Below are 13,538 nucleotides of genomic sequence, written 5' to 3'. Positions count from 1 at the left end.
GCAACCTTGACGGTCGGCGGCGGGTTGTCATCAAAGTTGGGGGCTCAGATCAGGATTTCAAGGGCTCTTCGATTTTGAAGTGGGCCCGGGCCGTGGCAATCGGCTCGGATTCGGTACTTTGCCAGGCCGTAATCGCTACGTTGGCGACGCGCCGCCCCTGGCGGCAAACCTGGCACCTGGCCCAGGTATCACGAAATTGCCCTGCGCGCAGGTAGTCGAGGGAGAAGTCGATGATCTTCGGCACGCCGGGTGATCCGGTGAAAACCAGCAGGTGCAGCGCCGCGGCCAACTCCATGAACCCGGCAATCACGCCGCCATGAATCGCCGGCAGCAGAGGGTTGCCAATGTTGTCTTTATTGGCCGGCAAGCGAAACAGCAACTCATCCCCCACGCGCGAACACTCGATGCCGATCAGTTTGGCATAGGGAACCAGGTGCAGCAGCGAGGCGTAGTCCCCCTGTTCATGGGCCTGTTGCAGTTGTTGTTTGAAGTTGTCAGTCATTGCGCAGCTCCGGCGATCACACCGCCAAAACCCTTGGTGCCCTTGATGGCCTTACCCATGCGCATGAAGGTGCCGACGACATGGGCGATGGGGTGTTCAGGGTCGTCCTGGTACGCAAAGCCGCGGGCGAAGATCACATCGGTGGTAACCCGGTAGCACTGGGCGAATCCATAGACATCTTTGTGCGGTTCGGCGGCGTGCATGTAATCGATGCGCAGGTCCAGGGTCGGACACACTTCGAACTCGGGCAACACGCAAAGGGTGGACATGCCACAAGCGGTGTCCATCAGCGACGTCAGTGCCCCTCCATGGATTACGCCGGTTTGCGGATTGCCGACGATTTGCGGGCTGTACGGCAATATCACAGTGAGCCCGTCACAACTCGCGCTGTGAACCCGCAGCCCGAGTACTTGACAATGTCGCAGCGCCGACAGGAATCGTGTCGCACGCTCAAAAACGGGGTTTTCGGCCATTTGATAAAAACTCTTATTAGTGTCCTGAGATCGCACTAGGCGCTTTGAGTAAAAGTTCCCGCCGGAATATTCTTATATATCTGTATGAATTGAGGAACTTAACGCTAAGCGCTGTGCTCGAAAGGCCAGTAGATATTTTCCATAAGGAGAAACACCCCATGCGTAAGACTTTAGCTATTGCCTTGATGTTGACCGCTTCCCTCGGTCTCGCTGCTTGCGATAAAAAATCCGAGGACAAAGCTCAAGATGCTAACCAACATGCTGAGCAAGCTCAGCAAGACATGAACAAAGCTCAGGATAAAGTGAACGACGCAGCGAAAGAAAACGCCGAAGCTGCCAAAGCTCAGGCTGAATCGAACGAAGCGGCTGCAAAAGAGGCACCTAAAAACTAAAACGTTTTTAGCGTGACAAAGAAAACCCGCCAAATGCGGGTTTTCTTTTGTCTGCAATCCGGCGCTAGAGCAAAATGCTTCTAAAAGTCGGACTAATCATCAGCAACAACGAACACACTAACCCGATGAACCACACCAGGCTGCGCTGCCAGGCCAGATCTGTCCAATAACACAACAAATAAATGATTCGTGTTATCACGAAAATGATTGCCAGCGAATCGATAAGCCACCCCGCCGTCTGCGTGGTGTGCGCCATCAACACCCCCACCGCAAACAGTATGAATGCCTCGATACAGTTCTGATGCGCCGCCAGCGCCCGGGCACCGAAGCCGGTGAGTTGCGCCTGCTGCTGGCGCGGCAGGTGATTATCGTAACCGCCCTGCTCTTTCATGGCCTTGGCCACCGGGATGCGGGCCACATAAATCAGCAAGGCACTGATAAACACACACCAGAACGGAATACTCATCAAGCGACCTCTTTATTCGCCTCGGGCAAGGGTGCCTCTGTAGGGGTATAGACCATCACGTCGAGAACGTCGGAGTGGAACTCCCGGCGATAGAGCACCAATACCACGCCGGCACTCATCAACATGAACAGCCAGGGACTGACGAACCAGGCCAGCATGGTCATGCCGAAGTAATAGGAGCGCAGGCCGAAGTTGAACTGGTTGGCGGCCATGGAAATCACCCGGGCTGCCCGGGCGGCAAAGGCCTTGCGTTCCAGTTCGGAAACATGCCGTTCACCGACCATCGGTGCCGAACCCACCAGAATCGCCGCAAAATTGTACTGGCGCATGCACCAGCTGAAGGTAAAGAACGCATAGACGAATACCAGCGCCAGGCACAACAACTTGATTTCCGACATGCCTTGGGACGCTTGCTGCACCATCGGGATATCCGCCAGCAACGACACGGCTCTTTCGGAAGCGCCCAGTACCGTGAGAATGCCGGCCAGGATAATCAGCGTGCTGGAAGCGAAGAACGAGGCGTTGCGCTCCAGGTTGCCGATCACACTGGCGTCGGCGATACGGTTATCGCGCAGCAGCATGCGGCGCATCCAGTCTTCGCGATACAGGTGCAGGACGCTGGCCAGGCACGCGGTGTCGCGGGCTTTCCACGTCGCATAACGGGTGTAGCCGCCCCAACAGACGACGAACCAGACGGCGGCGAGAATGTGGATCAGGTTGGCGAGGATGAACGACATGCAATTCCCTGTGAGACGTTGGCATTGAATCCTGTAGGAGCGAGGCTTGCCCGCGAAGGCGGTGTCACTGGAGAACAATTATCGCCTGACACACCGCCTTCGCGGGCAAGCCTCGCTCCTACAAGGTATTGGTTCGACGTTAGTTCAAGGAAAAAGACACTGCATCATGCCCATAAAAAATGCCCCGCATCGATTGATACGGGGCATTTCTGTTTGTGCTTTCACAGGCCCGCTTGTGGCGGCCCTGGCAGCTGCTTAAGCCAGCGCTTCTTCGCGCTTGCCCAGCAAACGATCACACACCACCGCGACCACCAGCGTCATGACCGAAGGTACCAACCACGCCAGGCCTTGCTCGCTCAACGGCAGGTTAGCCAGCTGCGTCGGTAGCCAATCCGCCAGACCGGCGCCTTTGAGCGCATCGATCAGGCCGAAGATGAAGGACACCAACATCACCGGGCCGACAATACGGCCTTGCTCATGCCAGAAGTCCTTGCAGAAGCTCAGGGCTACCAGGGCGATGCACGGCGGGTAGATCGCGGTCAGTACCGGGATCGAGAACGCGATCAGCTTGGTGAGACCCAGGTTGGACACCAGCAGGGAAAACGCGGCGAGGATAATCACCAGGGTCTTGTAGGACAGTGGCAGCACACGGCTGAAGTATTCAGCGCAGGCACAGGTCAGGCCGACCGCCGTGACCAGGCAGGCCAGGGAGATCAACACCGCCAGGAAGCCGCTGCCCAGGGAGCCAAAGGTGTGTTGCACGTAAGCATGCAAGACCACCGCGCCATTGGTCGCGCCGGCGGCCACTTCATGGCTGCCCGAACCGAGACGGAACAGGCTGACGTACACCAGGGCCAGGCCCACGCCGGCAATCAGCCCGGCAATGATCGCGTAACGGGTGATCAGCGCCGGCGACTCGACGCCACGGGAGCGGATGGCGTTGACGATGACAATGCCGAAGACCAGCGCGCCCAGGGTATCCATGGTCAGGTAACCATTGATGAAGCCCTGAGAGAACGGTGCCGCCACGTACTCGGGGGTGCCCGCGCCAATGTCGCCTGCCGGCAATGCAAACGCCGCGATGCCCAGTACAGCCAGGGCGATGATCTTCAGTGGTGCGAGAAAACGTCCAACGGTATCCAGCAAACGGCCGGGATACAGCGAGATGAAGAACACCAGCAGGAAGTACACCGAGCTATAGAGGAACAGTGCCAGCGGGCTTTCGCCGGTCAGCGGCGCCAGGCCGACTTCGAAGGACACGGTCGCGGTGCGCGGCGTCGCGAACAGCGGGCCGACGGCCAGGTAGCACGCAGCGGCCAGCAGGCCCCCGGCGACTTTACCGATCGGGCTGCTCAAGGCATCCATGGCGCCGCCGACTTTGGCCAGGGCGACCACGGTGATCACCGGCAGACCGACTGCGGTGATCAGGAAGCCCAGCGCCGCCAGCCAGACATGAGGTCCGGCCTGCAAGCCGACGATAGGCGGGAAGATGATGTTGCCAGCCCCGACAAACAGGGCAAAGGTCATGAATCCAAGTGCCAGGATGTCCTGGCCTTTCAACACTTTCATTAAGGAAATACCACACTACTGAATCGGAATTTAGAGAGGGATTTCCCTTATGGGTGAGGGAAATGCTGTCGGCCCGTATAGGACTGACCCGTTTAGCGCGTAGCGGCCTTGTGGGCTGCGGACGCAAAATGGCGGCTAGACTAACGAATTTGAGCAGGAAACGCACTGTTAGGGTGCGAACTATCCGATACACGACATTTCGATGTCGCGTTTTCATACATAACGTTCATCCCACGGTGAACCCTGTAGGAGCTGGCTTGCCAGCGAAGGCGGTACGTCTGATACACCGTGTCGCCTGGTTCGCCAGCAAGCCGGCTCCTACAGGGACCGATGCTTCATTTGATTCGGTCGGAAACGACAAAGGCCACCCCGAAGGTGGCCTTTGTCAGCAGAGCTACAAGCTAAGCGCGAGGCTTACTTGATCGCCCAGCCGGTCAGCTCGGACAGAGCCTTGCCGATATCTGCCAGCGAACGCACGGTTTTCACGCCTGCGTCTTCCAGGGCAGCAAACTTCTCGTCTGCAGTGCCTTTGCCGCCAGAGATGATTGCGCCAGCATGGCCCATGCGCTTGCCCGCAGGGGCAGTCACACCAGCGATGTAGGAAACAACCGGCTTGGTCACGTGAGCCTTGATGTAGGCCGCCGCTTCTTCTTCAGCCGAACCGCCGATCTCGCCGATCATGACGATCGCTTCGGTCTTCGGGTCTTCCTGGAACAGCTTCAGGATGTCGATGAAGTTCGAACCCGGGATAGGGTCACCGCCGATGCCGACGCAAGTCGACTGACCGAAACCGGCGTCAGTGGTCTGCTTCACAGCTTCGTAGGTCAGGGTGCCGGAACGGGAAACGATACCGACCTTGCCTGGCAAGTGAATGTGACCTGGCATGATGCCGATCTTGCATTCGCCTGGGGTGATCACGCCTGGGCAGTTAGGACCGATCAGGACTACGCCCAGCTCGTCGCACTTGACCTTGGCATCCAGCATGTCCAGGGTAGGAATGCCTTCAGTGATGCAAACGATCAGCTTGATGCCGCCGAATGCTGCTTCCAGGATGGAGTCCTTGCAGAAAGGAGCTGGAACGTAGATCACGCTGGCGGTGGCGCCAGTGGCAGCTACAGCGTCTTTCACGGTGTTGAACACTGGCAGACCCAGGTGCTCGGTGCCGCCTTTGCCCGGAGTTACGCCACCCACCATCTTGGTGCCGTATTCGATGGCTTGCTGGGTGTGGAAACTACCTTGCGAACCGGTAATACCCTGGCAGATAACTTTGGTGTCTTTATTGATCAGGACGCTCATTATTTGCCCTCCGCAGCTTTGACAACTTGTTGAGCAGCGTCGGTCAGGCTGGTAGCAGCGATGATGTTCAAACCGCTTTCTGCCAGTACTTTAGCGCCCAGCTCAGCGTTGTTGCCTTCAAGGCGAACAACAACCGGGATTTTCACGCCGACTTCTTTCACAGCGCCGATGATGCCTTCGGCAATCATGTCGCAACGAACGATGCCGCCGAAGATGTTGACGAATACTGCAGCGACGTTAGTGTCGGACAGGATGATCTTGAACGCTTCGGTAACGCGTTCTTTGGTAGCACCGCCGCCCACGTCGAGGAAGTTGGCTGGTTTGCCGCCATGCAGGTTGACGATGTCCATGGTACCCATGGCCAGGCCAGCACCGTTGACCATGCAACCGATGTTGCCTTCCAGCGCTACGTAGTTCAGTTCGAACTTGGCAGCGTGCGCTTCGCGCGGATCATCTTGCGACGGATCGTGGAAAGTTTTCAGCTTAGGCTGACGGTACATGGCGTTGGCGTCGATGTTGATCTTGGCGTCGAGGCAATGCAGATCGCCGTCAGCCTTGATCACCAGCGGGTTCACTTCCAGCAGAGCCAGGTCGTGATCCTTGAACAGCTTGGCCAGACCAACGAAGATCTTGGCGAACTGAGCAACTTGCTTGCCTTCCAGACCCAGCTGGAATGCCAGCTCGCGACCCTGGAATGGCTGAGCGCCAACCAGTGGATCGATAGTGGCCTTGAGGATTTTCTCAGGGGTGTCGTGAGCGATTTTCTCGATGTCCACGCCACCTTCGGTGGAAGCCATGAACACGATGCGACGGCTCGAACGGTCAACGACAGCGCCCAGGTACAGCTCTTTAGCGATATCAGTGCACGATTCAACCAGGATCTTGGTGACTGGCTGACCATTGGCATCAGTCTGGTAAGTCACCAGACGCTTGCCCAACCACTGTTGAGCGAATGCCTTGGCGTCTTCTTTGCTACGAACCAGCTTTACGCCGCCCGCTTTACCGCGACCACCTGCGTGAACCTGGGCTTTGACAACCCATTCGGTCCCGCCGATCTTGTCGCATGCTTCTGCTGCTGCTTCCGGGGTGTCTACGGCGAAACCCTGGGATACTGGCAGGCCGTATTCAGCGAACAGCTGCTTACCCTGATACTCGTGAAGATTCATGCTTATTACCGTCTTCGTTAGGTACTGCGCATTCGGTGCTGCACTCGTTCAAGTGCCGCACCACCTGTGACTGCTGCTTGCGTAGCCTTCCCGGACAACCGGTGCAGCTACGCAAGACTGCGTCCAGCGGATATTCCGCGGTGAGTCTTGCTTGCAAGGCTCACGACGGGCCACTCCGCCGTGGTTTCTTATTGTCTCTTCAAACATGTGAAAACTGCTGCGCTAGGAAATACTGCGTTAAAAACAGGCTCGAAATGCTCATTGACTGACGTCAACTCCGCTTCCTCGCCTATTTTTGCCTTGTCTTTCCGTCGCTCGCGACGTTTTCACATAGTTTTCAGCGCTTCTTCTTGTTGGCGATGTGAATGGCGCCGCCATTCACTGCCAGAGCGGCTTCGTGCAAGGCTTCGGACAGGGTCGGATGGGAGAAAACCATCATGCCCAGGTCTTCAGCGCTGGTGCCGAACTCCATACCGATCGCGCCCTGCTGAACCAGTTCTGCAGCGCTCGGGCCAATCACGTGGACGCCCAATACGCGGTCTGTCTTGGCATCTGCGATGACCTTGACGAAACCACCGGTGTCGTTGGCAGCCATGGCACGGCCAGAGGCTGCGAACGGGAAGGTGCCGACGTTAACTTCAACGCCTTCGGCTTTCAAGGTCTGCTCGGTTTTACCGACCCACGCGATTTCCGGGTGAGTATAAATAACCGAAGGGATCAAGTCATAGTTCATCTGGGCTTTGTGGCCCTTGATGCGTTCGACGACCATGATGCCCTCTTCCGAGGCCTTGTGAGCCAGCATCATGCCGCGAACCACGTCGCCGATCGCGAAAACGCCCGGTACGGTGGTGGCGCAGTGATCGTCAACGTGCACGAAACCGCGCTCGTCAAGGGTCACGCCGCAGTCGGCGGACAACAGATCAGTGGTCACCGGACGGCGACCAACGGCAACGATCAGCTTGTCGAACGTGATGGTCTGTTCGCCCTTGGCGTCGGTGTAGTTCACCACGACTTCGTCGCCGTTCACTTTGGAACCGGTGACGCGAGCGCCCAGCTTGATATCCAGACCCTGTTTGGTCAGGGTTTTCAGCGCTTCCTTGGAAACGGCAGCGTCAGCGGCCATCAGGAAGGTGTCCAGCGCTTCGAGAACGGTGACTTCTGCGCCCAGGCGGGACCAGACCGAACCCAGCTCCAGACCGATCACGCCAGCGCCGATCACGCCCAGACGTTTTGGTACGGATTGGAATTCCAGCGCGCCCGTCGAATCGACGATCACATTCTGGTCAACCGGAGCCGGTGGAATGTCGATCGGACGCGAACCTGGCGCCAGAATCACGTTTTCGGCTTCGATGATTTCTACCGAACCGTCAGGCTTGGTGACTTCAACTTTCTTGCCGGCCAGCAGCTTGCCGTGACCCTGGATGGAGGTCACACCGTTGGCTTTGAACAAGGTGGCAACACCCGAGGTCAGGCCTTTGACGATGTTGGCCTTGCGGCCGACCATCGCTGGCACGTCCATGGTCACGCCGGCGTGGTTGATACCGTGGATCGCGAAGCCTTCTTTGGCTTCCTTGTATTTCCAGGAGCTGTCCAGCAGGGCCTTGGAAGGAATGCAACCGACGTTCAGGCAGGTACCGCCCAGAGCCAGCTTGTCTTCCTTGTCGGTGTACTTCTCGATGCAGGCCGTCGAAAGACCCAGCTGCGCGGCCTTGATGGCAGCCACATAGCCGCCAGGGCCCGCGCCGATCACTACTACGTCAAATTTCTGCGACATTCAAAAAATCCTCTTTTGGCAACAAGCTTGAAGCCACAAGCCTCAAGCCAGGCTGCAATTGCTTGCAGCTTGTGGCCTGAAACCTGTAGCGGCTTCTATCAGATATCCAGCAGCAAACGAGCCGGGTCTTCCAGCAGGTTCTTGATGGTAACCAGGAAGGTCACAGCTTCTTTGCCATCGATCAGACGGTGATCGTAGGACAGCGCCAGGTACATCATCGGACGGATAACCACCTGACCGTTGATCGCCATAGGACGCTGCAGAATGTTGTGCATGCCCAGGATGGCCGCTTGCGGCGGGTTGACGATCGGCGTCGACATCATCGAACCGAAGGTACCACCGTTGGTGATGGTGAACGTGCCACCGGTCATTTCGTCCATCGACAGCTTGCCGTCACGCGCCTTCTTGCCGAAGGTGGCGATGCCGCCTTCGATTTCAGCCAGGCTCATCAGTTCGGCGTTACGCAGAACCGGTACAACCAGGCCGCGGTCGCTGGAAACAGCAACACCGACGTCAGCGTAGCCGTGGTAAACGATGTCGGCACCGTCGATCGACGCGTTGACGGCCGGGAAGCGTTTCAGCGCTTCGGTGGCAGCCTTGACGAAGAAGGACATGAAGCCCAGGCGCACGCCATTGTGGGACTTCTCGAACAGGTCCTTGTACTTCGAACGCAGGGCCATGACTTCGGTCATGTCGACTTCGTTGAAAGTGGTCAGCATCGCCATGTTCGATTGAGCTTCAACCAGACGCTTGGCAACGGTGGCCCGCACGCGGGTCATCGGTACGCGCTTCTCGATGCGATCGCCGGCAGCGAACACCGGGGCAGCAGCGGCAGGTGCAGCAGCCTTGGCAGGCGCGGCAGCCGGAGCGGCTTTCTTGGCAGCTACAGCGGCAACAACGTCTTCCTTGGTCACACGACCGCCTTTGCCGGTGCCGGCAACGGAAGCGATGTTGATGCCGTTTTCTTCAGCCAGCTTGCGAGCAGCCGGTGCAGCAACAGGATCGTCTTCGCCTTCGGCGGCTGGAGCAGCAGCTTGTGCAGCGGCCGGAGCAGCGGCAGCAGCTGGAGCGGCAGCAGCGCCGCCCGCTTCGATGGAGCCCAGGACTTCGTCGGACAGAACGGTGTCGCCTTCGTTCTTGACGATAGCGCCCAGCACGCCATCAGCGGTAGCCAACACTTCCAGTACGACTTTGTCGGTTTCGATGTCGACGATCAGGTCATCGCGCTTGACGGCGTCGCCCGGCTTTTTGTGCCAGGTGGCAACGGTGCCATCGGCAACCGATTCCGGAAAAGTGGGGGCTTTGATTTCGATAGCCATTATCTGTGGGTCCTTAAATTCGGTTTCAGGTGCGCGAAGGCGTTAAACAGTAAAGGCGTCTTGCAGCAGTTTTTCCTGCTGCTCGGCGTGCATCGATGCGTAACCGCATGCAGGTGCAGCAGAAGCCTCACGGCCCGCGTACTCGAGTACGAGAGACTTGTCGAGGTTGCTGATGCTGCGACGCATGTGGTGTTGGCTGCAGTACCACGCACCCTGGTTCATCGGCTCTTCCTGGCACCAAACGGCATGCTTGACGTTGGTGTAAGGAGCCAGGACTTCTTTCAAGTCGTCCTCAGGGAATGGGTACAGCTGCTCGATACGCACGACGGCGATGTCGTCACGGCCTTCGGCACGGCGTTTTTCCAGCAGGTCGTAGTAGACCTTGCCGCTACACAGAACAACGCGCTCGACCTTTTTCGGATCCAGTGCATCGATTTCCGGGATCACGGTCTGGAACGAACCTTCGGCCAGATCTTCCAGGGTCGAGATGGCCAGTTTGTGACGCAACAGCGACTTCGGAGTCAGCACGATCAACGGCTTGCGCAGCGGGCGAATCACCTGACGACGCAGCAAGTGGTAGATCTGAGCCGGCGTAGTCGGTACAGCTACCTGGATGTTGTGCTCGGCGCACAGCTGCAGGTAACGCTCCAGACGAGCGGACGAGTGCTCCGGACCCTGGCCTTCATAACCGTGAGGCAGCAACATGGTCAGACCGCAGAGACGGCCCCACTTGTGCTCGCCACTGGTGATGAACTGGTCGATAACCACCTGGGCACCGTTGGCGAAATCACCGAACTGGGCTTCCCAGATAACCAGCGCCTCAGGCGTGGTGGTCGAATAACCGTATTCGAACGCCAGGACCGCTTCCTCGGACAGGAACGAATCGTACAGGTCGAAGCGTGGCTGACCTTTGTACAGATTCTGCAGCGGAATATAGCTGCCCGTGTCTTTCTGGTTGTGCAGGACAGCGTGACGATGCGAGAACGTACCGCGACCGATGTCCTGACCCGTCATGCGAATCGGGTGACCTTCGAACGCCAGGGTCGCGTACGCCATGGTTTCGGCGTAACCCCAGTTGATCGGCAGGCCGCCGGCTTGCATCTTCTGACGGTCTTCGTAGATTTTCGAGACCTGGCGCTGAACCACGAAGCCTTCCGGAATTTCCAGCAGCTTGGCGGACAGTTCCTGCAAGGTTTTCAGGTCGAAGCGCGTGTCGTGACGGGCGGTCCAGGCGTGGCCCAGATACGGACGCCAGTCCACGAACAACTCTTTGTTCGGCTCTTTGACCAGGCTTTTCACTACGTGCAGACCGTTGTCCAGCGCGTTGCGGTATTCGTCGACCTTGGCCTGAACACGCTCGGCGTCGAGCACACCGCCCTGGGTCAGGCGATCGGCATACAGCTCACGGGTGGTGCGCTGCTTGGCGATCTGCTGATACATCAGCGGCTGGGTGCCACTTGGTTCGTCGGCTTCGTTGTGGCCGCGACGACGGTAGCAGACCAGATCGATCACCACGTCACGCTTGAACTGCATGCGGTAGTCGATGGCCAGCTGGGTCACGAACAATACGGCTTCCGGATCATCACCATTCACATGGAGGATCGGCGCCTGGATCATCTTCGCAACGTCGGTGGCGTACTCGGTGGAACGCGAGTCCAGCGGGTTGCTGATGGTGAAACCGACCTGGTTGTTGATCACGATGTGCACGGTACCGCCGGTCTTGAAACCGCGGGTCTGCGACATCTGGAAGGTTTCCATGACCACGCCTTGACCGGCGAATGCCGCGTCACCGTGGATGGAAATCGGCAGGACCTTCTCGCCGGTAGGGTCGTTACGACGATCCTGACGGGCGCGAACCGAACCCTCGACCACCGGGGAAACGATTTCCAGGTGGGACGGGTTGAACGCCATGGCCAGGTGAACTTCACCACCTGTGGTCATCACGTTGGACGAGAAGCCCTGGTGGTATTTGACGTCACCGGAACCCAGCTCGACCTTCTTCTTGCCTTCGAACTCGTCGAACAGCTCGCGCGGGTTCTTGCCGAAGGTATTGACCAGCACGTTCAGACGGCCACGGTGGGCCATGCCGATCACGATTTCCTTGGTGCCGTAGGAGCCGGAACGCTGGATCAGCTCGTCGAGCATCGGAATCAGGCTCTCGCCGCCTTCCAGGCCGAAACGCTTGGTGCCCGGGTATTTGGTGCCCAGGTATTTTTCCAGGCCTTCGCCGGCGGTCACGCGCTCGAGCAGGTGGCTCTTGATGTCGGCGGAGTACGTCGGACGGCCACGCACGCTTTCCAGACGCTGCTGGAACCACTGGCGCTGCTCGGAATCGGTGATGTGCGTAAACTCGGCGCCGATGGTGCGGCAATATGTCTGCTGCAACGCTTCGTGAATTTCGCGTAGGCTCGCCTCCTCTTTGCCGATGAACAGGTCGCCGGCACGGAAGGTCGTATCAAGATCGGCATTGGTCAAGCCGTAATGATTGATCGACAGGTCTGCAGGTGCAGGACGCTGCCACAGCCCCAGCGGGTCAAGCTGGGCTGCCTGATGGCCACGCATACGGTAGGCTTGAATCAATCGCAGCACTTCAACTTGCTTCTTCTCGTGCTCACTGCTCACGCTGCCGGCGGAAACCGGTTGGGCGCGGCGCTGGTTCTTTGCCAGCAAGACGAAATGATCGCGAATCGTGGAGTGCGAAACATCGGTGGCAGAGTTGCCGTCAGCAGGCAACTTCTGGAAGTAGGTGCGCCACTCTTCTGGCACAGCGTTAGGGTCGTGCAGGTAGAGCTCGTAGAGCTCTTCCACATAGGCAGCGTTACTACCGGATAGGTAGGCGCTGTTCCACATGCGCTGCATCACGCTTTCTTGCATGCTTGGTCACCCTCGGTTAGGGGAACACCACCGGTGTCGACACCGAGCAAACTTGCAGAAGTCCGAATGCAGCGACCAAAACAAGCCACTAGGATCACACTGATAGTCCGGGTACCAGCCCGGATGCCCCTGCTTGTCTCATTTCTTCAAAATAAGAGCCGCAGCCTTTCAAGCTGCTGCTCAGGTTAAAACTACGGCGCCGGTTGAAGCCTGCGCCGCAGCATCTACGGGTACAGCGGTCTTGCGGGTACTACAGCTGAATCACACGCCGCTTTGCAGAAGCATGTTACGAATGTGACCGATGGCCCTGGTCGGGTTCAGGCCTTTCGGACATACGTTGACGCAGTTCATGATGCTCCGGCAGCGGAATACGCTGAACGGGTCATCCAGCGCAGCCAGACGCTCGGCAGTCTTGGTGTCGCGGCTGTCTGCCAGGAAGCGGTACGCTTGCAGCAGGGCAGCCGGGCCCAGGAACTTGTCCGGGTTCCACCAGAAGGACGGGCAGGAGGTCGAGCAGCAAGCGCACAGAATGCACTCGTACAGACCGTCGAGCTTTTCACGCTCTTCCGGGGTTTGCAGACGTTCGATGGCCGGAGCCGGCGTGTCGTTCTGCAGGTAAGGCTGAACTTTTTCGTATTGCTTGTAGAAGATGCTCATATCGACGACCAGGTCACGGATAACCGGCAAACCTGGCAGCGGACGAACGATCAACTTGTTACCTTTTACGACGGCAGACAGCGGCGTGACGCACGCCAGGCCGTTTTTGCCGTTGATGTTCATGCCGTCGGAACCGCAAACACCTTCACGGCAAGAGCGACGATAGGAGAAACCTTCGTCCTGCTCTTTGATCAGGGCAAGCACGTCCAGCACCATCAGGTCTTTACCACCGGTATCGACCTGGAATTCCTGCATGAACGGCGCAGCGTCCTGATCAGGGTTGTAGCGATAAACACTGACTTTCAACATGGCG

General features: G+C 58.2%; 12 protein-coding genes. 1 reads left to right on the top strand and 11 read right to left on the bottom strand.

What is annotated here, in order from left to right:
* Positions 1–49: 49 nt before the first annotated feature.
* Both F8N96_RS21875 and F8N96_RS21870 read right to left on the bottom strand, forming a co-directional pair.
* Complete coding sequence (locus F8N96_RS21875; protein ID WP_150799580.1) at positions 50–502, bottom strand: PaaI family thioesterase; 453 nt, start codon at positions 500–502, stop codon at positions 50–52.
* The gene (locus F8N96_RS21870) at positions 499–975 is read right to left on the bottom strand and encodes a PaaI family thioesterase (RefSeq protein WP_150799579.1); all 477 of its coding nucleotides are present in this window, start codon (positions 973–975) and stop codon (positions 499–501) included. The genes F8N96_RS21875 and F8N96_RS21870 overlap by 4 nt, the downstream gene beginning before the upstream one ends.
* Positions 976–1,133: 158 nt before the next feature.
* On the opposite strand from F8N96_RS21870, the gene F8N96_RS21865 reads away from it, so the two are divergent.
* Positions 1,134–1,367 (top strand): hypothetical protein, encoded by a 234-nt coding sequence (locus F8N96_RS21865; protein ID WP_064679026.1) that lies wholly within the window; start codon positions 1,134–1,136, stop codon positions 1,365–1,367.
* A 64-nt stretch (positions 1,368–1,431) separates the two neighbouring features.
* Here the strand turns inward: F8N96_RS21865 and F8N96_RS21860 are convergent, their stop codons facing one another.
* The 9 genes from F8N96_RS21860 to F8N96_RS21820 all read right to left on the bottom strand — a co-directional run bounded on the left by F8N96_RS21860 (position 1,432) and on the right by F8N96_RS21820 (position 13,534).
* Positions 1,432–1,833, bottom strand: coding sequence for an MAPEG family protein (locus F8N96_RS21860; protein ID WP_150799578.1), 402 nt, complete (start codon positions 1,831–1,833; stop codon positions 1,432–1,434).
* Positions 1,833–2,570: a DUF599 domain-containing protein gene (locus tag F8N96_RS21855; RefSeq protein ID WP_150799577.1), complete on the bottom strand. Its 738-nt coding sequence runs from the start codon at positions 2,568–2,570 to the stop codon at positions 1,833–1,835. Before F8N96_RS21855 ends, F8N96_RS21860 begins: the two co-directional genes overlap by 1 nt.
* A gap of 255 nt (positions 2,571–2,825) precedes the next feature.
* A complete protein-coding gene (brnQ, locus tag F8N96_RS21850) occupies positions 2,826–4,139 on the bottom strand; it encodes a branched-chain amino acid transport system II carrier protein (protein ID WP_150799576.1) in 1,314 nt (437 codons plus the stop codon).
* Between the two features lie 414 nt (positions 4,140–4,553).
* The gene (gene sucD / locus F8N96_RS21845) at positions 4,554–5,435 is read right to left on the bottom strand and encodes a succinate--CoA ligase subunit alpha (RefSeq protein ID WP_008148605.1); all 882 of its coding nucleotides are present in this window, start codon (positions 5,433–5,435) and stop codon (positions 4,554–4,556) included.
* A complete protein-coding gene (sucC, locus tag F8N96_RS21840; protein ID WP_150799575.1) occupies positions 5,435–6,601 on the bottom strand; it encodes an ADP-forming succinate--CoA ligase subunit beta in 1,167 nt (388 codons plus the stop codon). The genes sucD and sucC overlap by 1 nt, the downstream gene beginning before the upstream one ends.
* Before the next feature lie 337 nt (positions 6,602–6,938).
* Complete coding sequence (gene lpdA, locus F8N96_RS21835) at positions 6,939–8,375, bottom strand: dihydrolipoyl dehydrogenase (protein WP_128870177.1); 1,437 nt, start codon at positions 8,373–8,375, stop codon at positions 6,939–6,941.
* Between the two features lie 98 nt (positions 8,376–8,473).
* Positions 8,474–9,694, bottom strand: a complete 1,221-nt coding sequence (gene odhB / locus F8N96_RS21830; RefSeq protein WP_010456848.1) for a 2-oxoglutarate dehydrogenase complex dihydrolipoyllysine-residue succinyltransferase — start codon at positions 9,692–9,694, stop codon at positions 8,474–8,476.
* 42 nt (positions 9,695–9,736) lie between these two features.
* On the bottom strand, positions 9,737–12,568 hold the full coding sequence (locus F8N96_RS21825) for a 2-oxoglutarate dehydrogenase E1 component (protein ID WP_150799574.1): 2,832 nt from the start codon (positions 12,566–12,568) through the stop codon (positions 9,737–9,739).
* Between the two features lie 261 nt (positions 12,569–12,829).
* The gene (locus tag F8N96_RS21820) at positions 12,830–13,534 is read right to left on the bottom strand and encodes a succinate dehydrogenase iron-sulfur subunit (RefSeq protein ID WP_064679033.1); all 705 of its coding nucleotides are present in this window, start codon (positions 13,532–13,534) and stop codon (positions 12,830–12,832) included.
* Positions 13,535–13,538 lie beyond the last annotated feature (4 nt).

The sequence above is a fragment of the Pseudomonas fluorescens genome (assembly GCF_902497855.1).
Lineage (GTDB): Bacteria > Pseudomonadota > Gammaproteobacteria > Pseudomonadales > Pseudomonadaceae > Aquipseudomonas > Aquipseudomonas fluorescens_BI.
Note: the sequence above shows the minus strand (reverse complement) of the source record. Positions and strands in the feature narration are given on the sequence as shown.

What these genes read in the sequence shown, in the direction of transcription:
- F8N96_RS21875 (WP_150799580.1), bottom strand. Translation starts at nt 502, where the DNA reads ATGACTGACAACTTCAAACAACAACTGCAACAGGCCCATGAACAGGGG.
- F8N96_RS21870 (WP_150799579.1), bottom strand. Translation starts at nt 975, where the DNA reads ATGGCCGAAAACCCCGTTTTTGAGCGTGCGACACGATTCCTGTCGGCG.
- F8N96_RS21865 (WP_064679026.1), top strand. Translation starts at nt 1,134, where the DNA reads ATGCGTAAGACTTTAGCTATTGCCTTGATGTTGACCGCTTCCCTCGGT.
- F8N96_RS21860 (WP_150799578.1), bottom strand. Translation starts at nt 1,833, where the DNA reads ATGAGTATTCCGTTCTGGTGTGTGTTTATCAGTGCCTTGCTGATTTAT.
- F8N96_RS21855 (WP_150799577.1), bottom strand. Translation starts at nt 2,570, where the DNA reads ATGTCGTTCATCCTCGCCAACCTGATCCACATTCTCGCCGCCGTCTGG.
- brnQ (WP_150799576.1), bottom strand. Translation starts at nt 4,139, where the DNA reads ATGAAAGTGTTGAAAGGCCAGGACATCCTGGCACTTGGATTCATGACC.
- sucD (WP_008148605.1), bottom strand. Translation starts at nt 5,435, where the DNA reads ATGAGCGTCCTGATCAATAAAGACACCAAAGTTATCTGCCAGGGTATT.
- sucC (WP_150799575.1), bottom strand. Translation starts at nt 6,601, where the DNA reads ATGAATCTTCACGAGTATCAGGGTAAGCAGCTGTTCGCTGAATACGGC.
- lpdA (WP_128870177.1), bottom strand. Translation starts at nt 8,375, where the DNA reads ATGTCGCAGAAATTTGACGTAGTAGTGATCGGCGCGGGCCCTGGCGGC.
- odhB (WP_010456848.1), bottom strand. Translation starts at nt 9,694, where the DNA reads ATGGCTATCGAAATCAAAGCCCCCACTTTTCCGGAATCGGTTGCCGAT.
- F8N96_RS21825 (WP_150799574.1), bottom strand. Translation starts at nt 12,568, where the DNA reads ATGCAAGAAAGCGTGATGCAGCGCATGTGGAACAGCGCCTACCTATCC.
- F8N96_RS21820 (WP_064679033.1), bottom strand. Translation starts at nt 13,534, where the DNA reads ATGTTGAAAGTCAGTGTTTATCGCTACAACCCTGATCAGGACGCTGCG.